Here is a 22,610-nt window from a genome sequence, read left to right on the forward strand (position 1 = left end):
TGGGGGTGAGAGGTTGAAAAATATCGCAAGGGCTCTCGTTATCCTTTTGCTTATTTACGGAGCGTATGTTCTGTTTATACAATATGGATCGGCTCCTCAGAAAAAGACGGATCAGGAGGAGCCTCAGGTTTCCAATGAAGAAGAGAGCGGAAAACGGCTGAAAATGCCGTCATCCGGACTGCTTTCTCTCATGGGGAAATCTGCCGCCGATGTGAAAAAGAAACTTGGGGAACCGTCCCGGAAAGATCCTTCTGCCTACGATTACGAGTGGTGGGTGTACAACCAGGGGAAAGACCAATACGTACAAGTCGGTATTTTGAATGATAAAGCCGTGACTTTATATGCTTCAGGAAGCGGCATCAACGCAAAACCGTTTAAGATCGGCGAATCGACGGGCGAAGTTTTTAAAACGACGCAGGTTTCTCCTTTTGTCAATGTGACTGACAAGGGAAACACGTATCGGTTCGAGTTTTCTGAAGAAGATATCAATACCCGTCCCACCGTCAAGATAGGCGGGATGTATGTTCAGCTGTACATGGACAAATTTGACGGGAATCTGTCAAGCATCAGGGCATTTGATGCGGAAACACTTGTGAAACAAAGGCCGTATGAGGTCATGTACAGAGGAAAGCTGACAGAACCCGAGCCTGTTTCTGATAAAAAATGGAACGACATTGAACGAGCGAGTGAACAGCAGATTCTCGATATTACAAATGTCATCCGCGTGAAACACGGACTTGCAAGGCTGAAATGGGACGAAGACGCCGCAAAAGTGGCATTCGGCCACAGCAAGGACATGAAGGATAACAAGTATTTCTCTCACGTCTCAAAGAAATACGGGACTCTGAAGGACCGCTTGGAAAAAGGCGATGTGAAATACCGGGAGGCCGGTGAAAATATTGCCTACAACTATGTGGACGGTCCTGCAGCCGTGGAGGGCTGGCTGAACAGCGAAGGCCACAGAAAGGCGCTGTTAAGCCCGGATTATACGCACCTCGGTGTCGGCGTGGACCGGAAGTATTATACGCAAAACTTCATTAAGCCTTGGCAGTAAAAAACCGCAGAGGGGCGCGTCCCCGCGGTTTTTTTATGTTTTTTCGCGAGCGGCGCTCCTGCTGAAAAAAATATACCTGCTTTTTCGCAATTTAGGCGAACATTAAGGCGAATGAACCGATACATTATAGCAGGCAAAACTTTTCGGAGGGGGTGAGAATTGTGGCGAATCAGCAATCACGGCAATCAATCGATGATTTTAAACAATTCGTAAAAAAGCATCCCAAACTGATCCAAAATGTTCGCAAGGAACAAAGGAGCTGGCAGGAAGTCTATGAAAATTGGGTTCTTCTGGGCGAGGATGATCCGATATGGGATCCTTTTAAAGACGAGGCCGTTCAGCCTTCTTCCGACGCGGAAACCAAACAGGAACCAGCTGAAAAAAACGATTTCGTTTCAAAAATGGTCACTGCCGTCAAAAAGATGGATATCAACCAAATGAATGAGCAGATCAATAAAATGAGCCAGTCCATTTCATCATTGCAAAGCCTTTTAAGCCAATTTTCGGGGAGCAGCACGAAGCAGCCCCGGCAAGGCTCCGGACAACATCCTTTTTCGTTCAGAAAGGATTAAAGAAGGGGATCGTGTATGCGAAAAGAGGTTCAGGAATTCATATCCGCAGATGAGGAACGGAAACGGTTTATACGGCAGCGTCCCGTCTGGTACCGCAGACTTGCGAGAAAACCGGACGATCTCAATTCCTTTCAGCTTGACATGATGAATTTTTATGAAAAGACGATACCGCATCGGGTAAGCCAATTCTCAAACGGGATTCAAATGGCGCAGATGATGATGCAGATGGTTCACGCCATGCGTTCACAGGATTAAAAAGCGTTTAAACGCCGCATTTTCCAATTGGGTGGTTTCATGGTAAACTAGCAACTGGAGGTGCGTATTTATGTATGCAACAATTGAGTCCGTCAAGCTTCAAAGTGAAGCGGAGCAGCTTGCCGGCATGATTCTGCAGTCTGAGACGGCTGAAAATTACCGCGATTGTTACAAGCGTCTCCGTGAAGATGAAGAGGCAGGGCGGATCATTCGTTCTTTTATGAGCGTTAAAGAGCAGTATGAGGATGTGCAGCGCTTTGGCAAATACCATCCTGATTATAGAGAGATTTCCCGCAAAATGAGAGAAATGAAGCGGGAACTGGATTTAAACGATAAGGTGGCCGAATTTAAAAAAGCGGAGACTGAGCTTCAGTCGCTGCTTGACGAGATCAGCATTGAACTCGGAACGGCCGTCTCGGAGCATGTAAAAGTTCCGACGGGGAATCCTTATTTTGACGGCCTGTCATCCTGCGGCGGCGGGTGCGGTTCCGGCGGCGGCTGCGGATGCAAAGTTTCCTGACGAGACGGCCGTCTCGTCTTTTACATAAAATGAACAGAAAGTCAGGCGGGTGATCATGATGGAAAATAAGCGCCAAGGCATAATCGTATATCTGCATTCTTTAAAACACAGCAAAATGCTGAGAAAATTCGGCAACGTTCATTATGTTTCCAAGCGGCTGAAATACGTTGTGCTGTATTGCGATATGGATCTAATCGAAAAAACAATGGAAAAGATTTCTTCTTATTCTTATGTGAAGAAGGTAGAGCCTTCTTATAAACCTTTTTTAAAGCTGGAATTTGAATCAAAGCTTGATAAAGCGAAAGAGTACGATTATAAAATCGGCATATAAAAAAATCCCCGCAGATACCTGCGGGGTCCTTCTATTCCTTAACAAGTTAAGGAGAAGGAAAAGGGAGAGGAGAAACCGGAGGAAGAACTTATGGGGAAACGTAAGTCTTCTCCGCGGTTGGCAACAACATCATTCATTGATGCTGTTACACTTAGTCTTGACAGGAATGTGAATATGTATACACGATTTCACGTTCATTGTTTGAAAGAATGCTTTATGATAAGATAGGGATTGTTTTGATACATAACGGCTCAGCCGATGAGAAACATCAAAGTTTTCAGAAAAAGTGGTGTGAATAATGAGAGTAATTTCCGGTTCAAGAAAAGGACGAGCCTTAAAGGCTGTGCCGGGCACATCAACAAGGCCGACGACGGATAAAGTAAAAGAGTCTATTTTTAATATGATCGGCCCGTATTTTGACGGAGGAACGGGGCTGGATTTGTTTGCGGGGAGCGGCGGTCTCGGGATTGAAGCGCTGTCGCGCGGATTTGACCGCTGTATCTTTGTGGATCGTGATTTCAAAGCCATCCAAACGGTAAAAGCGAATATCAAAGCGCTTGATCTGCTGTCTTCAGCGGAAGTATACCGCAATGATGCAGAGCGGGCCCTCTATGCCGCGGCGAAACGGGAAAAAGGTTTTGACGGAATTTTCTTAGATCCTCCGTATAAGGAACAAAAGCTGAAAGCGCTTATCGAAATGATTGATGAGCAGAACATGCTGAATGAAGGCGGTTTTGTCGTAGCCGAGCATGATAAAGCCGTTGCGCTTCCTGAAGCCGTCGGCGCGCTTTCCGTAACAAGAAGGGAAATTTACGGGCTTACAGGAGTGACGATATACCGAAATAGGGGGTAATGATGTGGCAAGTATAGCTGTATGTCCCGGAAGTTTTGATCCCGTTACCTACGGACATCTGGACATTATCAGACGGGGGGCAAACGTGTTTGAGCAGGTGTACGTATGCGTGCTCAATAATTCTTCTAAGCAGCCGCTGTTTACAGTTGAGGAACGATGTGAGCTGTTAAGAGAAGTGACAAAAGACATACCGAATGTTACGGTCGAGACGTCACAGGGACTGTTAATCGACTATGCGAAAAAAAAGCGGGCGAAGGCGATTATCAGGGGGCTCAGAGCCGTTTCTGACTTCGAATATGAGATGCAGGGGACTTCCGTCAACCGCGTGCTCGACGAATCAATAGAAACTTTTTTTATGATGACGAACAATCAGTATTCTTTTTTAAGTTCAAGCATCGTAAAAGAAGTCGCAAAATATAACGGGCCTGTTTCAGAGTTTGTTCCTCCGGAAGTTGAACAGGCGCTGAAGCAGAAATTTAAAGGATGAGAAGCGCTGATTGGCGTCTCATCCTTTTTTTGTCCGTGCTGACAGCCTGTAACAATAAATCAATGCGTATACGGCGAGAGCTGTCAGCGTGATGGCGGGTCCGGTTTCAACAAGTGTATTCCATCCGCTGACGGCAGCAGATACCGCTTCCTGATCGCGGAAAGGGAGGAATACGGACTGGTAAGGTTCGTCCAATGCAAGGTAAAGCGGCTTCCACAGTAAGAGAATAAAGAGTGCGGCATAAATGCCCTGAAGGATACGCGCCGCGAAAAACGGTTTAAAGCGGATATCTGTTTCCGATAAAATGCCGGCTACCTGGGCCTGTACGGAAAGGCCGCTGAACCCGAGAATAAAACTCACAATCATGGCTTTCGGCAGCAAGGCGGCATCAGCTTCACTGGCCAGCTTGCTCCCAAGTGTAATTTCAAACATTCCGCTGATAAGAGGGATGTCCAGATTTGCCGGAAGATGAAAAAGCGAAAGCAGCGCGTTTGTAAATACAGAAAGCACATCCATGACTTGTACGATTGATAATAACCGGCTGAAAACCGAAAACAATATAATAAAACCGCCCACCATCAGCAAGGTTTGTACAGAAGAGGTGACGGCGTCGCCCAAAATTTTTCCGAGCGGCCGCTTTTCCGAAAGCCGCGCCTTGTGGAGGGCCAGAAATGCTTCCTTCAGAGAAGGGAGAGCGATCGTCTTTTTACCGGTATACGCCGCTTCTTCTTTCCGTCCGTATGAACGCATCGTCAGGCCGACAGCGATGTTTCCGAGATAGTGAGCCGATGCCAGCAGAATGCCGAGAGACGCGTTATGAAAAAAGCCGACCGCCACAGCAGCGAATATAAATAACGGATTGGATGAATTGGTAAAAGAGACGAGGCGTTCAGCCTCTACTCTGGAAATTTGTTTATCCTGGCGCAGCCGTGCAGTCAGCTTCGCGCCGGCCGGATTGCCTGAAGCCATGCCCATAGCCAGTACAAATCCGCCGACCCCCGGCACTCTGAAAATGGGACGCATAAAGGGTTCGAGTAAAAGGCCGACAAACTTGACAATGCCGAATCCGATTAAAAGCTCAGATAGAATAAAAAACGGAAGCAATGAAGGAAAAACGACCTCCCACCACATGGAAAGACCGGTTTTGGAGGCTTCGAATGAGGCCTGAGGGTGTGAAATAACCGTCGCCGTCAAAAAAATGAAAAACAATGAAATCAAAAATGTATGAAACTTAGACAAATTCATTCTTACCTCCCCGATGCTAAAATTGCACACTGACATTTATATCATGATAAAATATAGAACAGACCTTAAAGGCGGCCGGGCAAGTACCTATTTGTCATCCTGTACTAATATACGAGCATAGGGGTTCAATTTAGACCATAGAATTCATGTATAGGATGTCTATTAGGGGGTTCGTCGCGTTGGCCAAACCTACAATCGGGTTAGCGTTAGGTTCGGGAGGGGCAAGAGGCATCGCTCATCTCGGAGTGTTATCCAGTTTACATAAGCATCAGATTCCAATTGATATGATTGCCGGCAGCAGCATGGGAGCGTTAGTCGGGAGCTTTTATGCGGCCGGGCATGACGTGGCCACGATGAAAAAAGTCGCTAAAGCATTTAAGCGGCGGCTGTACGCGGATTATACGATGCCGAAGCTCGGATTTTTAAAAGGAGACCGCATCAGGCAGCTCGTTCATGCCTATACGTACGGCAAGCCGATAGAAGAACTGCGGATCCCGCTCGGCATCGTGGCCTGCGACCTTCAGACCGGCGAAAAACTCGTTTTTACGAAAGGTTCAGTGTCCGAAGCCGTCCGCGCGAGCATCAGCATACCGGGCGTTTTCGTCCCGCAAAAAATGAACGGACGTATGTTAGTCGACGGCGCGGTGGTCGACAGAATCCCGGTTTCCGCCGTAAAAGATATGGGTGCTGATATCGTCATCGCCTCTGACGTATCCCGGGTGAAAAAAACGGAAAAGGCGGCACATATTTTTGATGTAATCATGCAAAGTATGGATATACTGCAAAATGAATTGGTCCGTCACCAGACCATTGCCGCAGACGTCATGATCCGCCCTTCTCTTGAATCATTCAGCTCAAGTTCTTTTGCCAACATTGATCATATGATCACAGCAGGCGAAGAAGCCGCAGACCGGATGATCGGCCGGATTAAACAAGAAATAGAGAACTGGGAGGGCTAACTCATATGAAAGCAAAACATTTTCGCTGGGTGTTTATCATCCTGATCTTATTAATCGCTGTTACATTTATTAAGCTTCCGTATTACATCACACAGCCGGGAGAAGCATCAGAGCTGAGACCGCTGATTAAGGTGGACGGAGGCTATCCTGAAAAAGGAAGCCTTTCCTTGATGACTGTCAAAGTAGGCCCCGCCAATCCGTATACATATCTTTGGGCGAAAGTGCATCCTTACGAAGAAATCGTCCCTGATGAAAGCATAAAAGAAGAGGGCGAATCGGACTCGGATTATATGAAGCGTCAGCTGCAAATGATGAAAAGCTCCCAAGAAAACGCGGTCATTGCCGCTTATCAAAAAGCCGGGAAACAGGTAAAATACTCATTTAACGGCATTTATGCCAGTTCAGTCGTCTCTGACATGCCGGCAAAAGGAAAAATAGAGGTCGGTGATAAAATTATCAGCGCGGACGGGAAAACATACGAATCCGCTGAAAAGCTGATTGATTATATCAGCAGCAAAAAAGCGGGGGAAAAAGTAACGTTTCACATTGAACGGGACACGAAAGAAAAGACCGTTGACATTGTGCTGAAATCATTCCCGGACGACCCGAAAAGAGCGGGAATCGGTGTCGCATTATATACGGACCGGAACGTGAAAGTGAAGCCGGATCTTCATTTCAGCATTGAAAACATCGGCGGGCCTTCTGCGGGTCTCATGATGTCTTTAGAAATTTACAACCAGCTGACAAAACCTGACGAAACAAAAGGCTATAATATAGCCGGAACGGGGACAATCGACGTGGACGGCAAAGTCGGACCGATCGGCGGAATCGATCAGAAAGTCGTCGCCGCAGACAAAGCGGGAAAAGATATTTTCTTTGCGCCGAATCAAAACGGAGCTGAAAATTCTGATTACAAAAATGCGGTAAAAACGGCGAAAGCGATCAAGTCCGATATGAAGATTGTCCCTGTCGACACCATGCAGGACGCACTTGACTATTTGGATCAGCTGAAAGTAAAAAGCACCTGATACAGGGGACTGACCCCTGTTTTTGAGACAGGGATCAAAACACCTTCATACAGCCAATTGCCGATATTGTATCGGCGATTGGCTGTTTAGTTTCGTTTGAATACGAATATTGTTATAATAATGAATGTATTCTATGGCAGTGCGTTCTACGATGGTCGTCGTAGTTCGATCAATGCTGTTAAGATAGAACGTTTCAGACTTTAGTGAGGAATGAAACGATTCGATGGAGGCATTATCAGCGGGCGTCCCTTTGCGGGACATGCTCATGGTAATGCCTTTTGTTTTAACAGCTTTCTGATACTCATAAGATGTATAAACAGAACCTTGGTCACTATGTAACACGCAGTTCTCTGGCAGTGCGGGCAGCTGATCAAGTGTGTGTAAGACAAAGTCTGTGTCCTGTCTATCGCCAATTGTAAAAGCAATCACTTCTCCATTGTATAAATCCAATATACTGGAAAGATACAATTGTTTCTGCCCATAAGGCAAATATGTGATATCCGTTACTAGCTTTTCCAGAGGGCGTTCAGACTGAAAGTTTCGATCCAATATATTCTCGGCCACGGCATATGGCTGCCCATCTTTCTTGCGCTTTTTCACCTTAACCCGGCATTGCCACTGATTCTTCTGCATAATGCGCTGAACCGTTTTATGATTCACACGCATTCCCTTTTTTAATATGGCTGTGATTTTCCGATAGCCATATCGAAACTTGTGTTCTCGGCACAACGTGCCGATTTGTTTTTCTAAATGGTATTTAGGGTTATCTTTCATCAGATTCTTCTTCCAACGATAATAAGATGCTCGTGAGATACCTAAATGAATACAGATATCCTGTATGGTCATTGTGCCGCGCAATGCTTCTACAAGCTCGACTGGCGTTTCGCTATCAGCTTCCTTTCCAATTCGTTGCACTTTTTTAAAACTTCATTCTGTTGTCTCAGATAACGATTTTCTGCCTGCAGTTTCTCTAATTCGGAAGAATACTCCGGGCCTTTTCCGTAAGTGTATTGCTTTCCGACAGGCTGTTCGAATCGATGTGTATCCCCAGTCTTATGCCATCTAACCCATGTCTGAACCTGTGTCTTATTCTTAATATTCAATTCCTGCATGATCTCTTTCATAGGCACGCCTGCCAATCTCATTTCTACAGCCTTCTGTTTCACTTCAACCGGATAACTCACTCTTGTCCCCATAGAAAAAACACCTCCAAGTCTAATTTCGGCTAACAATCATCCGTTTTCAAACTTGAAGGTGTTTTTTGTTTGTCTCATCTTATGGGGTCAGTCCCACAGTCAGGTGCTTTTTTTACGCATTCAAAAAACGCTTTTCGTCTTCATCATAGCGGATCGGCGCTTGTGAAAATTCCTGTTTCTCAAACAATGTGCGTTCAGGTTCGTTTATCGGCAGGCTGTAAACCCGTCCTGCCAGTATGTCCAGATCCAGAGCGGGATGAGAGAAAGAAGAGAGCTTGCTGACGAGAGGTGCGGTAAGCTCTTTTTTCTTTGCCGACAGGTACGCCTGTCCTTTTTTCGTCATTCCGAGAAGACGGATATAAGGAGCGCTTGAAGGCTGCAAGAGCCGATGCATGTCTTCTTTTTTCGTCCGTGTCAGAATGTGCGTGTTCATCCGCTGCAGCCTCGTCCACGTGTATCGTTTTGTTTTCAATCGTTCCATCATTTCGCGATAGGATCGGGCTTGTCTGATGGTGCGCAGAATTCTGTGCTCAAGGCCTTCTTCCACTTCATAGATTCGGCTCAATTCTTCAGCGGAAAGAGTGCTGAGGCTGTATTTTACATATGAAAAATAGTCTTCCGTGCTGTGCCATATTCCGTATGAATTTCTGTATGCCTCCAGCTGACGCGCAGATGCTTCCGGGAGAAAGCTCTTTGCGGCCGCCGTTCCTTTTTCTATCAGCGCTCTCCGGATGCTTGTTGCGCTGGCTATCCGGCTGTTATCTCCGGGAAGCTCGGCGTCATGATATTGGGAAGCGATTCTGGCTGTTGTATAAGGCTTCATAGCGGAACCGGAGGTGTGTATCGCTCTAACGTAGTGAAAACCGAGAATATTGTTCGGCTTGGACAAATCGAGCATGTCCCGCCCTTTGAATATGTGTGAAAAAGCTTTTGAGGCGGCGGCAGGATAGCTGAGACCCTTTTTCAGCTCCTCTTTCAGAATCAGGCTGCAGTCATCTTCCTTTCGGCTGAACGCTTCAGACGCTTCAATAAAGGGTTCGATCCGCCCGTTTTCGCTGCCGAAAAACAAGCTGCTGCATCCTAAATGATGAAGAAGCGAAACGCTGCCGCGCGCGAATAATTCCGCTTTTTGTACGGCATATATATAAGGGAGCTCAATGACGATATCCACGCCGTTTTCCAGCGCCATTTTTGTCCGGGCCCACTTTGAGACGGCGGCCGGTTCCCCGCGCTGCAAAAAAGGGCCGCTCATCACCGCCGCCGCGACGCTGCTGTCCGTTTTGATTTTTGCTTGTTCCGCATGATAGCGGTGTCCGTTATGAAAGGGATTATATTCAACAACCAGGCCGACTGCTTTCATATTTGTCCCGCCTTTCTTGCTATGTTTTGCTTCGTGTGGTACATTTGCAAATGAAGTGCATATTTTAGTCCGTTTCGTTTAGTGTATGCATAGCCTATCCGGCTGTCAACGATTGCATGACGGCGGCATTATGCTGTAAAGAAAAAATATTGACAAAAACATTCTGAAAAGCTATAATCATGTTTGTTGCTTTCCTGAGGTGATACAAATGAAATGGACGATTTATCAGCTTCATCAAATGGCGAAAAAGAGCTTTGAATTTGATGAAACAGTTGAGTTAAATGAGCTGACAAAATTGAATTCTGACATCCGCCGCATTTCTCCTGTCCGGGTGAAGGGCCGCGCGGAGATTGAATCCAAGCAAGTTTCGTTTGACTTTACGATTTCAGGCGAAATGGTTTTGCCGTGCTCAAGAACTTTAGTTGATGTGCCGTATCCATTTACAATCGCGACAAAAGAACTGTTTAGATTTCATAAGTCGGATGATATAGAAGATGAGGACGTTCATATTGCTGAAGACGATATCGTCGACTTAACTCCGATCATAAAAGAAGAGATTCTTTTAGAAATTCCTATGCAAGTCTTTTGTGAAACTGAACAAAAAGAAGGAGCCGCTCCCCAAGTGGGGAAGGATTGGCAAGTGATTTCTGAGGAAGACAAGAAAAATCAAATCGACCCCAGACTTGCGGATCTGAAAAAGCTCTTAACACAAGATGATGAATCTTAACTCTTTAAGGAGGTGGGAATAATGGCTGTACCTTTTAGAAGAACTTCTAAAATGAAAAAAAGATTGCGCCGTACACATTTCAAACTAAATGTACCTGGTATGACAGAATGCCCGTCATGCGGAGAGATGAAATTGTCTCACCGTGTATGTAAAGCATGCGGATCATACAACGGCAAAGACATAAATGTTAAAAGCAATTAATGTATGAAGAAAAGCGCGGGAATCTCGGTTCCTGCGCTTTTCTTTTTTTTTGCCCCTCCGGCCTGCTTCCGCCGAAAAAATTGTGAGCCCCAGTAGTCTATCTAATCTATCAGCGGCATATGTATGAGGTAAATGAGCAAATATGGAGGGAGATACGATTGACGATAACGAGACAAGACGCGTGGACGCAAGATGAAGATTTGCTGCTGGCCGAAGTGGTGCTCAGGCATATTCGGGAAGGCGGGACCCAGCTTTCCGCTTTTGAAGAAGTCGGCAGAGCGCTGACGAGAACGGCTGCCGCCTGCGGGTTCAGATGGAATTCTTATGTCAGAAAACAATATCAGTCAGGGATAGAACTGGCGAAAAAACAGCGGAAGGAATTAAGAAAGCAGATCGGGGTGCATTCCGCCAATATGCCGGGAACCGTCAAACAGCCTCCGATCCGCAGGGCGGAAGGAGAAAAAGAGCTGTCCATTGATGATGTCATTTTGTTTCTGCAGCAATTTAAAGAGTCGCCGGCCGCAGCGGATGTGCGTCATGAAAAAGAAAAACTCACAGAACAGCTGACCGCGCTGCAAAAAGAAGTCGAGGATCTGCGTGAGGAAAATGAAAGCTTGAGAAACAAGCTGGAGATGACGGAAGAAGATTATAAAGCGCTAATTGACATTATGGACAGAGCGAGAAGGATGGTCAATTCAAAAGAAGACGACAGAAAATCGGCGCAGAGCCTGTAAAATGAACCGGCCTGGGGGCGGCGGCCCCGCCGGTTTTTTATTATGCCGTTTCTCCGGATGTCATTTCACCGTCCATATCGGGATGCCAGATATAAGGATTTTCTCCTTTATCACGCGCCATATCATATTTAACGGGCTCAAAATTCATCTTATCCCAGAAATCTGCTGATTTCATGCGTGAATTTGTCCTGATCGGCATTCTGAAGGATTTTGCAAAATCAACAAGCGCTTTTCCGTATCCGTTATTTTGATAGCCCGGAAGAACCTCAAGCTTCCAAAGTTCCAAAAAGTCCTGACGCTGATCAAAATACGGATTCGCACCTCCGTTTACCTGATATAAACTCATTCTCGCCACTAGTTTATCCCCGAAGTAAATCCCGTAAAAAGGCGAGGTGCTGTCATTTTCAATGATATTATCCTGAAGATCTTCAAGCATCGACAGCTCCTGCATCCCGTATTCCTTAAACCTTTTAAATTCTTCGAGTGTCTTAAAGTTGATGAGCAGTCGCTCTATTTTCAACACAAACTCCCCCTTTGTTGTGTTCTACCATTATTGTAAACGCTTTAATTGAAAATTCCAACTATAATATGCTTGCCAGTCTTTTTGCTCAAAACGAAATTGAAGTAATTTGCGGCGGCTTCTGCTATGATAATATGGAAAAATGCAGATATAGGGTGTGACAGTGTGAAAATCGGAATTATCGGCGGCGGAGCGGTAGGCCTTTTATGTGCTTACTACTTATCGTCCCGCCATCAGGTAACGGTCATTACGCGGCGGACGGAGCAGGCTGATGCGATTAACTCAGGCGGTATACGGCTTGTGAAAGACGGAATAGAATGTACGGCGGCATGCAGAGCGCAAACGGGCATCACTTCCGGATTCGACCTCTTAATCGCAGCCGTTAAACAGCACCAGCTCAGTGCTGTGCTGCGGGACCTTGAGACGATAAAAGGGACGAATGTGCTGTTTTTGCAAAACGGTATGGGACACATACACGACATTAAAGATTGGCATACGGATCATTCGCTTTATGCCGGCACTGTTGAGCACGGAGCAAAAAAGATATCAGATCATGCCGTTGAACATACGGGAGCAGGAGCCGTAAGATGGAGTGTATTCAGCGCATCCCGGCCGGAAACGCTCAAAAGCATCTTTTCCGGCATGCACCGGGATTTTCCCGTATATGATGAAAACGACTGGTATCGGCTGTTAACGGGAAAACTGATCATAAATGTATGCATCAACCCGTTAACTGCATTGCTGCGGGTGAAAAACGGAGAGCTGTTAAGAAATAACGCTTACAAAAAGTATATGAGAAACGTGTTTGAAGAAGCGGAGACAATACTTGGCCTCGCCGATAGAGAAAAAGCGTGGAACAAGGTTTGCGAAGTTTGCAGACTGACGGAAAAAAATCATTCTTCCATGCTCGTCGATATCATGGCAGGCAGGCGGACAGAGGTTGATGCGATTATCGGCTACCTTGTAAAAGAAGCGGAAAGCCGCGGATTGCCGGCCGTTCATCTCACGTTTTTACACCGCAGCATAAAAGCGTTAGAAAGAAACTGAAACAAAGTCTTTTGAGGTTTTCCGGTAACATGCTATACTCATTTCGGAAACCTAACTATTTATTGGAGAAAGGAAGTTCCAGACAGATGCAGCTAACTGAACTTTCCATCAAAAGTCAAAATAAGTTTGTGCAGCACTATATAGATGGAGAAAACATGTCTTCATTTTTTGATTATGATATTCATTCAGAGGACGTATGGCAAAAGCGGCTTCATGACTTGTCTTCGCGGCCGTTTGCCAGAGAGGAATTAGCGGATTATTTATCCTCCTATCACGAAAAATTTCACTCCGCCGCCATGCAGGCCTCCATCGAAAAACTGAGAGATCCAAAAAGCGCAGCGGTAGTAGGCGGCCAGCAGGCCGGTCTTTTAACGGGGCCTCTTTACACCATACATAAAATTATCTCCATTATCGTACTTGCCAGACAGCAGGAAGAGGCGTTACAGATTCCTGTCGTTCCGATTTTCTGGGTGGCGGGTGAAGATCACGATCTGGAAGAAATCAATTTTGTGCATACGTCAACAGAGAATAAAGGTCCGGTGAAACAGAAACTGCCGCAGTCGTACTGGAAAAAAACATCGGCGGCTAAAACCGAGCTTGATCAGGAAAAATGCGCGGCTTGGATTGATGAAGTGTTCGCTGCTTTTGAGGAAACGGATCACACAAACACACTCCTTCAAAACGTGAAGCGATGTTTACGCTCATCAGAGACATTCACCGACTTTTTTGAGCTGTTGATCGCCGACTTGTTTCAAGAAGAAGGCCTTATTCTGATGAACTCGGGAGATCCGGGGATTAAAAAGCTGGAAACGGGTATGTTTCAGCAGATTTTAAAACACAATCATGAGCTTGCCAAAGCCGTTTCAGACCAGCAGTGTTTTATGCGGGAAGCCGGTTATCACCCGATTATTGAATCGGACAAAGATCAGGCCAATCTGTTTTACGAACACGAGGGAGAGCGTTTCTTAATTGAAAAAGAAAACGGCGTTTTTGTCATTAAGGAGCTTGACCTGAAGTGGACGAACGACGAGCTTCATACCCATATGGAAGAAAAACCGGAATGTTTCAGCAATAACGTTGTGACAAGGCCGCTTATGCAGGAGTTTCTCATCCCGACTCTGGGGTTTATCGCGGGACCGGGGGAGATCAATTATTGGGGTGAGCTGAAGCAGGCTTTCTCATTAATGGGCTTTCGCATGACGCCGGTAGTGCCGAGACTGAACATTACGATTCTTGAGCGCCATATTGAAAAGAAGCTTTCAGAACGGAATATCCCGCTTCAGGAAGCGATCGAACACGGCACCGGACACCTGAAAGACACTTATTTTGAAGAGCAGATTCCGGAAGAGTTTTCTTCTGTAATGGAGCAGGCGAAGTCGCAGATTGAAGCTGTCCATAAAAGCGCAAGGGACGAAGCGCTGAAGGTCGATTCAAGCCTTGAGCCGCTCTTACAGAAGAATGCCGCCTTCATTCAAGATCAGCTCTTGTTTTTAGAACGGACGGTAACGAAAAGAATTGAAGAAAAAGAAGGCTTTGTGCTGCGTGACTATGAAAAAATCCAAAACAGCATCAGACCGCTCGGCGCTCCGCAGGAACGGATTTGGAATGTGATGTATTATCTGAACCGCTACGGTCCAAAATTCTTCACAACCTTCAAACATCTGCCATTTTCTTTTCAAAACCAACATCAGATTGTCAAACTTTGAAATAAAGTTTTAAAGAACCCTGAATAGTTCAGGGTTTTTTTTTATGTGTAAACAGTGTAAAATGAGGTTGTGGAGAGAAGTGGCGGATAGTGGTGAGTTTAGGGGAGAAAGTGGGGGTCCTTATCATGTTTATGGGTGAATACCGGCATACTGTTGATGCAAAGGGCCGCATGATCGTACCCGCAAAATTCAGAGAAGGCCTCGGTGAGCAGTTTGTGCTGACCAGAGGACTGGACCAATGCCTTTTCGGCTATCCGATGAATGAATGGAAGCTGATTGAAGAAAAGCTGAAGGCTCTGCCGCTCACCAAAAAAGACGCCCGCGCATTTACCCGATTCTTTTTTTCCGGTGCGACCGAATGCGAACTGGACAAGCAGGGAAGGGTTAATATTGCGTCATCTCTTCTGAATTACGCAAAACTGGAAAAAGAATGTGTTGTCATCGGGGTTTCCAATCGAATTGAATTGTGGAGTAAGGTAATATGGGAACAATACACAGAAGAGCAAGAAGATTCATTCGCTGAAATTGCTGAAAACATGATTGGATTTGATATATAATGGATCTTCGTGCATCACAACAACAACTGACAATTCAATTCATTCCTGATAAAGGTGGGACCGACACAAATGTTTCAGCATAAGACAGTACTTCTTCGTGAAACCGTCGACGGTTTAAATATCAAACCGGACGGAACCTATGTGGACTGCACCCTTGGCGGCGCCGGGCACAGTACATATTTATTGCAGCAATTATCGGAAAAAGGACGCTTGATCGCCTTTGACCAAGATGACACAGCACTTGAAAACGCAAAGAAAACATTGTCCGAATACAAAGGACAGCTCATTCTGGTGAAAAGCAACTTTCGTTATTTAAAAGAGTGTTTACATGAACACGGCATTACGAGTGTCGACGGAATTTTATTTGATTTAGGAGTATCCTCTCCGCAGCTTGATACACCGGAACGGGGATTCAGCTATCATCATGACGCACCGCTGGACATGAGGATGGACCAGTCGGCCGCCCTTACGGCGAAAGAAGTCGTAAATGAATGGCGGTATGAGGACCTTGTGAGGATTTTCTTTAAATACGGAGAAGAAAAATTCAGCAAGCAGATCGCCCGAAAAATTGAAGAGGCAAGAGAAAAATCGCCTATTCAAACAACCGGCCAACTGGTCGATCTAATAAAGGACGCGATACCGGCTCCGGCGAGAAGAAGCGGAGGTCATCCGGCCAAACGTGTATTCCAAGCCATTCGAATCGCCGTAAACGACGAGCTTCAAGTATTTGAAGAGGCCCTCTTGCAAGCGATAGAGGTGCTGAAGCCGGGCGGAAGGGTGTCTGTGATCACTTTTCACTCGCTGGAAGACAGAATGTGCAAGACGACATTCAAGGAAAAATCATCACTTCCCGAACTGCCTCCGGGTCTTCCCGTGATACCGGAAGAATTTGAACCGGAATTAAAACTGATTACGAGAAAGCCCATTACGGCATCAAAAGAGGAGCTTGAAGAAAATAACCGCGCCCGGTCAGCGAAGCTCCGCATTGCGGAGAAACGAAAATAACGGGCAGCAAATGACAACATTAAAGGAGGTCATCAGCCTATGAGCAACTTAGCTTACCAGCAGGAAAAACAACAACGGCCAGTGATAAGTCCCGAAAAAAAGGTGATTGTCAAAAAGAGGGCTTCCATTACACTCGGGGAAAAGGTGCTGCTCGTCCTGTTTGCCATTGCCGTTCTCTCCACATCAATGTTTATCGTATCAAAGGCATACGCGGCGTACCAATCCAATATTGAGGTGCAAAAACTGGAGGAGAAAGTATCTGAGAAGAATAAGCAGATCGGTGATCTCGAAAAGACGGCTGCTGACTTAAGCCAGCCGCAGCGCCTGATGGATATCGCCAAAAAGCACGGTTTGAATCTGAAAGATAAAAAAGTGAAAAACATACAGGAATGATAACCCATGCCGAAAAAAAATAAGTTTATGAACAGAGGAGCAGCGATACTCAGTATTTGTTTCGCTCTCTTTTTCTTTGTCATTCTCGGGAGAATGGCGTACATTCAATTAACCGGTAAAGCAAACGGTGTAGAACTTGCAACAAAAGCGACCGAGCAGCACGAAAAAAAGCGGACGATAGAAGCGAGCCGCGGCTCTATTCTTGACCGGAACGGCAAAGTGCTTGCAGAGGACACGGCGACATATAAGCTCATTGCCGTGCTTGATAAAAAGATGACGACCGACAAGAAGCATCCTCAGCATGTCAAAGACAAAGAGAAAACGGCGGAAAAACTGGCGACCGTTATCAATCTTGATAAAAGCGAGATTCTGGACATCTTAAACAGGGATGGCGCGAAGCAGGTGGAATTCGGTTCAGCCGGCCGCGATATCTCTTATGCGAAAAAACAAAAGATCGAAAAAATGAATCTTCCGGGTATTTCTTTCTTAAGAGATACAAAGCGCTACTATCCGAACGGCATATTTTTGTCAAATGTTCTCGGCTATGCCGATGTGAATGAAAAAACAAACGAGATACAAGGCTCTTTAGGGCTTGAAAAAATACTGAATAACTATCTGACGGAACGCGACGGATCCGTCACTTACGAAAGTGATAAATCCGGCTGGAAACTTCCGAACAGCAAAGAAAAAATCACCGCACCTAAAAACGGTGACAATGTATATTTAACCATTGATCAGAAAATTCAAACCTTTTTAGAAGACAGCATGACGAAAGTAGCGGAAAAATATAAACCGAAAAAAATTATGGCGGCTGTCGTAGAACCGAAAACAGGCAAAGTGCTTGCGATGGGGCAGCGTCCGAGTTTCGACCCGAATATCAGAAACGTCACCAATTATTACAACGACTTAGTGTCGTACGCGTATGAACCGGGTTCAACGATGAAGATCTTTACGCTTGCCGCGGCGATTCAGGAAAATGTGTTTTCTGCAAACGAGAAATATAAATCAGGAACATATAAAGTGGGAGGCAAACCTGTTAAAGATTGGAACGAAGGCGCCGGTTGGGGTATGACAAGCTTCCGTGACGGCCTCATGAGGTCATCCAATGTTGCTTTCGCCAAACTGGCCAACGAAAAACTGGGGTTTGACCGGTTTAATGAGTACCTGCACAAATTCGGGCTCTATCAAAAAACAGGGATTGATCTGCCCGGTGAAGTATCAAGTAAAATTAACTACAAATATGATTTTGACAAAGCGTCTACGGCTTACGGCCAAGCATCGGCGATAACGCCGATCCAGCAGCTTCAGGCCGTCACGGCGATTGCCAATAACGGCAAAATGATGAAACCTTACGTCATTGATCATATTGTCGACCCCGATACGAAAAAAGTCGTCAAGCAGACAAAACCAGAGCAAGTAGGCACGCCGATTTCAGCCGATACGGCGAAAAAAGTCCGGAACCTGCTCGGAGAAGTCGTGACGTCAGACATCGGAACGGGAAAACCTTATAAAATTGAAGGATTTGACGTCGCGGGTAAAACGGGAACCGCGCAAATCGCCGGGACGGGCGGATATTTAAAGGGAACGAGCAACTATGTGTTTTCATTCATGGGCATGGCGCCGAAAAATGATCCTAAGCTCGTCATCTATGTAGCCGTGCAGCAGCCGCAATTAAAAGCGGGTCAAAGCAGCTCTGATCCTGTCGCGGAAATCTTTAACCCGACGATGAAAAACAGCCTCCACTACCTGAATATCGAACCGACGGAAAAAACAGATTCCGGTCAGGAAGAAACGAAAAGCCAAAAGATGCCTGACCTGACAGATAAGACGGTCAAGAGCGCTGAGAAGGAAGCGAAAAATGAACATCTCACACCGATTGTCATCGGCAGCGATGTTGCCGTAAAAGAGCAGTATCCGACAGCTGGAGAAGATGTGATCACCAATCAGAAAATCTTCTTAAAAACAGACGGAAAGATGACGATGCCGGATATGTCCGGATGGTCGAGACGGGAAGTGCTTCAATTCAGCAAAGTATCAGGCATTCACATTGATGTGAGCGGTGAAGGTTACGCTTCAAGCCAAAGTGTGAAAAAAGGCAAAGAACTGAAAGAAAATACCGTGATCAAGGTGAAATTTAAAAATCCTGATTAACGGGACAGAGAAGTCCGCGGATGCCCGCGGGCTTCTTTTTTATGCGCCGCCGTTCTATGTGGCCAAGCTGAGGCATAAATTGAAACAAGCCTAAATAAGGAGTGGACGGTCCCTTGCGCGTTTCAAATGTAACGGTTCGAAAACGTTTATTACTGGTTTTGCTTTTTGGCGTAATCATTTTTTTGATCATTGACAGCAGATTAGGCTATGTCCAATTTGTGATGGGAGAAAAGCTGACTTCACTGGCTAAGGATTCCTGGAGCCGGAATTTGCCGTTTGAGCCTGAGCGGGGAGAGATTCTTGACCGAAACGGCGTGAAGCTGGCTACTAATAAAAGCGCGCCGACCGTCTTTGTCGTACCGCGCCAGATCCAAAATCCCATAAAAACGGGCAAGCTTCTCGCGTCAGTTTTAAATATGTCGGAAGAGAAGGTCTACAAACACATTACTAAGAAAACCTCCATAGAAAAAATCTCACCCGAGGGGCGGAAAATTTCCAATAAAAAAGCGAAAGAAATCAAAGCGCTCGACTTAAAAGGGGTTTATGTGGCTGAAGACAGCATCCGCCATTATCCGTACGGAAGCTTTTTGTCCCATGTTCTCGGTTTTGCCGGTATTGATAACCAGGGCCTTCTCGGATTGGAGGCTTATTATGATGATGACTTAAAAGGTGTCAAGGGATCTGTGAAATTTTATACGGATGCCAAGGGAAAGAAAATGCCTGATGAAGCGGATGATTACACCCCTCCGAAAGACGGACTTGATATGAAATTGACGATTGACGCCAAGGTTCAGACGATTATAGAAAGGGAGCTCGACAATGCAGCGGCGAAATATAACCCGGACGGAATGATTGCGGTCGCAATGAATCCGAAAAACGGGGAAGTGCTTGGCATGTCAAGCCGTCCTGATTTTGATCCGGCTGACTATCAATCGGTGGATCCGTCCGTTTACAACCGGAACCTGCCGGTATGGAGCACATATGAACCGGGTTCGACCTTTAAGATTATTACGCTTGCGGCGGCTCTCCAAGAGCAAAAAGTAAACTTGCAAAGAGACCACTTTTATGACAAAGGATTTGCCGAGGTCGACGGCGCCCGCCTCCGATGCTGGAAAAAGGGCGGCCACGGTTCGCAATCTTATCTTGAAGTCGTTCAAAATTCCTGCAACCCCGGGTTTGTACAGCTGGGGGAACGGCTCGGAAAACAAAAGCTGTTTCAATATATTAAGGACTTCGGCTTTGGAAAGAAAACAGGCATTGATCTGCAAGGGGAAGGAACGGGGATCTTATTCCCGCTTGACAGAGTCGGACCGGTCGAACAGGCGACAACCGCTTTCGGACAAGGGGTTTCCGTCACGCCGATTCAGCAGGTGGCAGCCGTTTCCGCGGCAATAAACGGCGGAACGCTTTATACTCCGTTTATCGCCAAAGAGTGGGTTGATCCCGTTACGAAAAAAACCGTTAAGAAACAATCGCCGATTGCGAAAAGGCAAGTTATTTCCCAGGAAACGTCAAAGCAGATCAGATATGCTTTAGAAAGCGTCGTCGCTCAGGGAACGGGGCGGAATGCCTTCGTGGAAGGATATCGCGTCGGCGGAAAAACAGGTACCGCACAAAAGGTTAAAGACGGCAAATATCTCGAAAACAACCATATTGTCTCCTTTATCGGTTTTGCACCGGCTGATGACCCGAGCCTTGTCGTGTATGTCGCGGTTGATAATCCGAAAGGCACGATTCAATTCGGGGGAACCGTCGCCGCGCCGATTGTCGGAAATATGATGAGAGACAGTCTGCCCGAGCTCGGCGTCAAACCGCGAAAAAATCAAATCGAGAAAAAATATCAATGGAACGACACAAAAACAATAGAGGTTCCGAATGTTGTAGGGATGTCTGTCTCTGATCTTGAGTCGCTGCTTGTCAATTTGAATATAGACTCCTCAGGAAAAGGAAGCAAAATTGTGAAACAATCACCTGCAGCCGGAACGAAAGTAAAAGAAGGCTCAAAGATCCGTGTTTACTTGAGTGAAGAATGAGTCTTTTTGAGGCAGCCGATTGTTTTCGGCTGCCTCTTATCATAAAGAGAAAAAAAGAAGATAACTTTTAAGATTAACTGGATGTATCCTTTTATTTACGCTAAAATATGAACTGTATGTTTAAAAGCCATTCTGACTTTTATAAACGGTTATCATGATAAAAGAATGAATAGAATTTCTGAGAGGTTTGATACAATGAAACTTACAAAGCTGCTTACATATTTAATGGCCGAACCTGTTCAAAATGACTTTCATGACCCTGACATAACTTCAATTGAGATGGACTCCAGGGAAGTGAGAAAAGGGAGTCTTTTTGTATGTATAAAAGGGTATACGGTAGACGGACATGATTTCGCCCAAAAAGCCGCAGAAAACGGCGCAGCGGCCATCGTTGCCGAGAAAGAGCTTGACGTCGATGTTCCTGTCATTATCGTCCGCCGGTCACAGCGGGCGCTCAGCGTTCTTTCTGACGCGTTTTACGGGCAGCCGACAAAGCAGCTTCAGCTTATCGGCATCACCGGCACAAACGGCAAAACATCAACGACGCACATGGTTGATGAGATTTTCAAAAAAGCGGGAAGGCAGACCGGTTTAATCGGAACGATGTACATTAAAATCGGGGATGAGACATTCCCGGTCAAAAATACAACGCCCGAAAGCGTCACACTGCAAAAAACGTTCAAGAAAATGAATGATGAGCATGTTGACACAGCTATTATGGAAGTGTCTTCTCACGCTCTGTCACTCGGCAGGGTTCACGGCTGCGATTATGATATCGCCGTATTCACGAACCTGACGCAGGACCATTTAGACTATCACAAGACGATGGAAGACTACAGACAGGCTAAAAGCCTCCTGTTTTCCCAGCTGGGCGGCTCCTTTAACCACGAAAAGCCGAAGCGGGCCGTTTTAAACGCAGATGACAAAGCCAGTGCTTATTTTGAAAAAGTGACGGCGGCGCACATCCTTACATACGGAATCGAGAACGATGCCGATGTCATGGCGAAACAAATCGAGATCTCTGCGCAAGGCACAAGCTTTGAACTCGTTACGCCAAAAGGAACAAAGCAGATCACGGTTTCACTCGTCGGCCGCTTCAACGTGTATAACGTACTGGCTGCAGCGGCGACAGCGATCGCAGCGGGACTGCCGTTTGATACGATCGCAAGCGCTCTTGAAGAGCTTCAAGGTGTCAGAGGCCGGTTTGAACTGGTGAATCATAATCAGCCGTTTCCTGTGGTCGTCGATTACGCGCACACGCCTGACAGTCTGGAAAACGTTCTGAATACATGTAAAGACATGACAGAGGGCAAGCTTTTCGTCGTCGTCGGCTGCGGCGGAGACCGGGACAAAACGAAACGCCCGAAAATGGCCGAAATTGCGGTGCGGATTGCCGACGAACCGATTTTTACTTCAGATAACCCGAGAAGCGAGGACCCGCTGGCCATATTAAGAGATATGGAAAGAGGGGTAGAAGGCACCTACTATCACAGTATCGCAAACCGCGAGCAGGCTATCTTTTTTGCCATTGCCAACGCGAAAAAGGGAGATGTGGTTCTGATTGCCGGGAAAGGGCATGAAACCTATCAGCAGATCGGCAATGAAACATTCGACTTTGATGACGCCGAAGTAGCGGGTAGAGCTATTGTTGAGCTGAATAAAAAGTAAAACAGGAA

At 46.1% G+C, this 22,610-nt stretch carries 24 protein-coding genes; 20 read left to right on the forward strand and 4 right to left on the reverse strand.

From position 1 onward, the window contains the following. The first annotated feature begins 13 nt into the window (after positions 1–13). The 7 genes from GNE05_RS07945 to coaD all read left to right on the forward strand — a co-directional run bounded on the left by GNE05_RS07945 (position 14) and on the right by coaD (position 4,072). On the forward strand, positions 14–1,054 hold the full coding sequence (locus tag GNE05_RS07945) for a CAP domain-containing protein (protein ID WP_159354127.1): 1,041 nt from the start codon (positions 14–16) through the stop codon (positions 1,052–1,054). A gap of 161 nt (positions 1,055–1,215) precedes the next feature. After that, positions 1,216–1,626 (forward strand): YlbD family protein, encoded by a 411-nt coding sequence (locus GNE05_RS07950; RefSeq protein WP_007409691.1) that lies wholly within the window; start codon positions 1,216–1,218, stop codon positions 1,624–1,626. A 15-nt stretch (positions 1,627–1,641) separates the two neighbouring features. Continuing rightward, on the forward strand, positions 1,642–1,881 hold the full coding sequence (locus GNE05_RS07955; RefSeq protein ID WP_003154475.1) for a YlbE-like family protein: 240 nt from the start codon (positions 1,642–1,644) through the stop codon (positions 1,879–1,881). A 70-nt stretch (positions 1,882–1,951) separates the two neighbouring features. Beyond that, the gene (locus tag GNE05_RS07960; RefSeq protein WP_003154472.1) at positions 1,952–2,401 is read left to right on the forward strand and encodes a regulatory iron-sulfur-containing complex subunit RicF; all 450 of its coding nucleotides are present in this window, start codon (positions 1,952–1,954) and stop codon (positions 2,399–2,401) included. Positions 2,402–2,459: 58 nt separating this feature from the next. Then, on the forward strand, positions 2,460–2,732 hold the full coding sequence (locus GNE05_RS07965) for a YlbG family protein (RefSeq protein ID WP_014417705.1): 273 nt from the start codon (positions 2,460–2,462) through the stop codon (positions 2,730–2,732). A 298-nt stretch (positions 2,733–3,030) separates the two neighbouring features. Then, positions 3,031–3,585, forward strand: coding sequence for a 16S rRNA (guanine(966)-N(2))-methyltransferase RsmD (gene rsmD / locus GNE05_RS07970; RefSeq protein ID WP_014417706.1), 555 nt, complete (start codon positions 3,031–3,033; stop codon positions 3,583–3,585). Between the two features lie 4 nt (positions 3,586–3,589). Beyond that, on the forward strand, positions 3,590–4,072 hold the full coding sequence (gene coaD, locus GNE05_RS07975; RefSeq protein WP_014417707.1) for a pantetheine-phosphate adenylyltransferase: 483 nt from the start codon (positions 3,590–3,592) through the stop codon (positions 4,070–4,072). 18 nt (positions 4,073–4,090) lie between these two features. Here coaD and ylbJ read toward each other — a convergent pair whose 3' ends face one another. Beyond that, positions 4,091–5,317: a sporulation integral membrane protein YlbJ gene (ylbJ, locus tag GNE05_RS07980; RefSeq protein WP_015417416.1), complete on the reverse strand. Its 1,227-nt coding sequence runs from the start codon at positions 5,315–5,317 to the stop codon at positions 4,091–4,093. A 179-nt stretch (positions 5,318–5,496) separates the two neighbouring features. Here ylbJ and GNE05_RS07985 point away from each other — a divergent pair, with 179 nt between their 5' ends. Together GNE05_RS07985 and GNE05_RS07990 are read left to right on the forward strand one after the other, a co-directional pair. Then, on the forward strand, positions 5,497–6,276 hold the full coding sequence (locus GNE05_RS07985) for a patatin family protein (protein ID WP_007409696.1): 780 nt from the start codon (positions 5,497–5,499) through the stop codon (positions 6,274–6,276). 5 nt (positions 6,277–6,281) lie between these two features. After that, on the forward strand, positions 6,282–7,304 hold the full coding sequence (locus GNE05_RS07990) for a SepM family pheromone-processing serine protease (RefSeq protein WP_007409697.1): 1,023 nt from the start codon (positions 6,282–6,284) through the stop codon (positions 7,302–7,304). 45 nt (positions 7,305–7,349) lie between these two features. Here the strand turns inward: GNE05_RS07990 and GNE05_RS07995 are convergent. Both GNE05_RS07995 and GNE05_RS08000 read right to left on the reverse strand, forming a co-directional pair. Continuing rightward, a protein-coding gene (locus GNE05_RS07995) for an IS3 family transposase (protein ID WP_099721935.1) occupies positions 7,350–8,500 on the reverse strand; the annotation gives its coding sequence in 2 pieces (ribosomal slippage) (positions 7,350–8,227 and positions 8,227–8,500; 1,152 coding nt in all). Between the two features lie 112 nt (positions 8,501–8,612). Beyond that, positions 8,613–9,860 carry a nucleotidyltransferase gene (locus GNE05_RS08000; protein ID WP_160182647.1) on the reverse strand — a complete coding sequence of 416 codons (1,248 nt, stop codon included), beginning with the start codon at positions 9,858–9,860 and terminating at the stop codon, positions 8,613–8,615. 208 nt (positions 9,861–10,068) lie between these two features. On the opposite strand from GNE05_RS08000, the gene GNE05_RS08005 reads away from it, so the two are divergent. The 3 genes from GNE05_RS08005 (at position 10,069) to gerR (ending at position 11,522) form a co-directional block, all read left to right on the forward strand. After that, positions 10,069–10,587 (forward strand): YceD family protein, encoded by a 519-nt coding sequence (locus GNE05_RS08005; RefSeq protein WP_007611260.1) that lies wholly within the window; start codon positions 10,069–10,071, stop codon positions 10,585–10,587. Between the two features lie 21 nt (positions 10,588–10,608). Continuing rightward, entirely contained in the window at positions 10,609–10,788 is a 180-nt protein-coding gene (rpmF, locus tag GNE05_RS08010) for a 50S ribosomal protein L32 (protein WP_003154457.1), read from the forward strand. Positions 10,789–10,946: 158 nt separating this feature from the next. After that, positions 10,947–11,522 (forward strand): sporulation-specific transcriptional regulator GerR, encoded by a 576-nt coding sequence (gene gerR / locus GNE05_RS08015; RefSeq protein WP_014417712.1) that lies wholly within the window; start codon positions 10,947–10,949, stop codon positions 11,520–11,522. A gap of 40 nt (positions 11,523–11,562) precedes the next feature. Here the strand turns inward: gerR and GNE05_RS08020 are convergent, their stop codons facing one another. Continuing rightward, positions 11,563–12,045: an N-acetyltransferase gene (locus tag GNE05_RS08020; protein WP_007611262.1), complete on the reverse strand. Its 483-nt coding sequence runs from the start codon at positions 12,043–12,045 to the stop codon at positions 11,563–11,565. 162 nt (positions 12,046–12,207) lie between these two features. Here GNE05_RS08020 and GNE05_RS08025 point away from each other — a divergent pair, with 162 nt between their 5' ends. The 8 genes from GNE05_RS08025 to GNE05_RS08060 all read left to right on the forward strand — a co-directional run bounded on the left by GNE05_RS08025 (position 12,208) and on the right by GNE05_RS08060 (position 22,602). Then, the gene (locus GNE05_RS08025; RefSeq protein ID WP_236654840.1) at positions 12,208–13,089 is read left to right on the forward strand and encodes a 2-dehydropantoate 2-reductase; all 882 of its coding nucleotides are present in this window, start codon (positions 12,208–12,210) and stop codon (positions 13,087–13,089) included. 86 nt (positions 13,090–13,175) lie between these two features. After that, a complete protein-coding gene (gene bshC, locus GNE05_RS08030) occupies positions 13,176–14,795 on the forward strand; it encodes a bacillithiol biosynthesis cysteine-adding enzyme BshC (protein WP_061862169.1) in 1,620 nt (539 codons plus the stop codon). A 125-nt stretch (positions 14,796–14,920) separates the two neighbouring features. Beyond that, positions 14,921–15,352 carry a division/cell wall cluster transcriptional repressor MraZ gene (mraZ, locus tag GNE05_RS08035; RefSeq protein ID WP_007409703.1) on the forward strand — a complete coding sequence of 144 codons (432 nt, stop codon included), beginning with the start codon at positions 14,921–14,923 and terminating at the stop codon, positions 15,350–15,352. 69 nt (positions 15,353–15,421) lie between these two features. Further along, positions 15,422–16,357: a 16S rRNA (cytosine(1402)-N(4))-methyltransferase RsmH gene (gene rsmH, locus GNE05_RS08040; RefSeq protein WP_007409704.1), complete on the forward strand. Its 936-nt coding sequence runs from the start codon at positions 15,422–15,424 to the stop codon at positions 16,355–16,357. 39 nt (positions 16,358–16,396) lie between these two features. Next, positions 16,397–16,750: a cell division protein FtsL gene (gene ftsL / locus GNE05_RS08045; RefSeq protein WP_003154442.1), complete on the forward strand. Its 354-nt coding sequence runs from the start codon at positions 16,397–16,399 to the stop codon at positions 16,748–16,750. A 6-nt stretch (positions 16,751–16,756) separates the two neighbouring features. Next, positions 16,757–18,901 (forward strand): penicillin-binding protein 2B, encoded by a 2,145-nt coding sequence (pbpB, locus tag GNE05_RS08050; RefSeq protein ID WP_154817647.1) that lies wholly within the window; start codon positions 16,757–16,759, stop codon positions 18,899–18,901. Positions 18,902–19,014: 113 nt separating this feature from the next. Continuing rightward, entirely contained in the window at positions 19,015–20,934 is a 1,920-nt protein-coding gene (locus GNE05_RS08055; protein WP_003154438.1) for a stage V sporulation protein D, read from the forward strand. A 195-nt stretch (positions 20,935–21,129) separates the two neighbouring features. Then, entirely contained in the window at positions 21,130–22,602 is a 1,473-nt protein-coding gene (locus GNE05_RS08060; protein WP_017417733.1) for a UDP-N-acetylmuramoyl-L-alanyl-D-glutamate--2,6-diaminopimelate ligase, read from the forward strand. Positions 22,603–22,610: the final 8 nt, after the last annotated feature.

The sequence above is a fragment of the Bacillus sp. AM1(2019) genome (assembly GCF_009906915.1).
Taxonomy (GTDB): domain Bacteria; phylum Bacillota; class Bacilli; order Bacillales; family Bacillaceae; genus Bacillus; species Bacillus velezensis.

What these genes read in the sequence shown, in the direction of transcription:
- GNE05_RS08000 (WP_160182647.1), bottom strand. Translation starts at nt 9,860, where the DNA reads ATGAAAGCAGTCGGCCTGGTTGTTGAATATAATCCCTTTCATAACGGA.
- ftsL (WP_003154442.1), top strand. Translation starts at nt 16,397, where the DNA reads ATGAGCAACTTAGCTTACCAGCAGGAAAAACAACAACGGCCAGTGATA.
- rpmF (WP_003154457.1), top strand. Translation starts at nt 10,609, where the DNA reads ATGGCTGTACCTTTTAGAAGAACTTCTAAAATGAAAAAAAGATTGCGC.
- mraZ (WP_007409703.1), top strand. Translation starts at nt 14,921, where the DNA reads ATGTTTATGGGTGAATACCGGCATACTGTTGATGCAAAGGGCCGCATG.
- bshC (WP_061862169.1), top strand. Translation starts at nt 13,176, where the DNA reads ATGCAGCTAACTGAACTTTCCATCAAAAGTCAAAATAAGTTTGTGCAG.
- GNE05_RS07955 (WP_003154475.1), top strand. Translation starts at nt 1,642, where the DNA reads ATGCGAAAAGAGGTTCAGGAATTCATATCCGCAGATGAGGAACGGAAA.
- GNE05_RS08005 (WP_007611260.1), top strand. Translation starts at nt 10,069, where the DNA reads ATGAAATGGACGATTTATCAGCTTCATCAAATGGCGAAAAAGAGCTTT.
- rsmD (WP_014417706.1), top strand. Translation starts at nt 3,031, where the DNA reads ATGAGAGTAATTTCCGGTTCAAGAAAAGGACGAGCCTTAAAGGCTGTG.
- GNE05_RS07965 (WP_014417705.1), top strand. Translation starts at nt 2,460, where the DNA reads ATGGAAAATAAGCGCCAAGGCATAATCGTATATCTGCATTCTTTAAAA.
- GNE05_RS07960 (WP_003154472.1), top strand. Translation starts at nt 1,952, where the DNA reads ATGTATGCAACAATTGAGTCCGTCAAGCTTCAAAGTGAAGCGGAGCAG.
- ylbJ (WP_015417416.1), bottom strand. Translation starts at nt 5,317, where the DNA reads ATGAATTTGTCTAAGTTTCATACATTTTTGATTTCATTGTTTTTCATT.
- GNE05_RS07990 (WP_007409697.1), top strand. Translation starts at nt 6,282, where the DNA reads ATGAAAGCAAAACATTTTCGCTGGGTGTTTATCATCCTGATCTTATTA.
- rsmH (WP_007409704.1), top strand. Translation starts at nt 15,422, where the DNA reads ATGTTTCAGCATAAGACAGTACTTCTTCGTGAAACCGTCGACGGTTTA.
- pbpB (WP_154817647.1), top strand. Translation starts at nt 16,757, where the DNA reads ATGCCGAAAAAAAATAAGTTTATGAACAGAGGAGCAGCGATACTCAGT.
- GNE05_RS08060 (WP_017417733.1), top strand. Translation starts at nt 21,130, where the DNA reads ATGAAACTTACAAAGCTGCTTACATATTTAATGGCCGAACCTGTTCAA.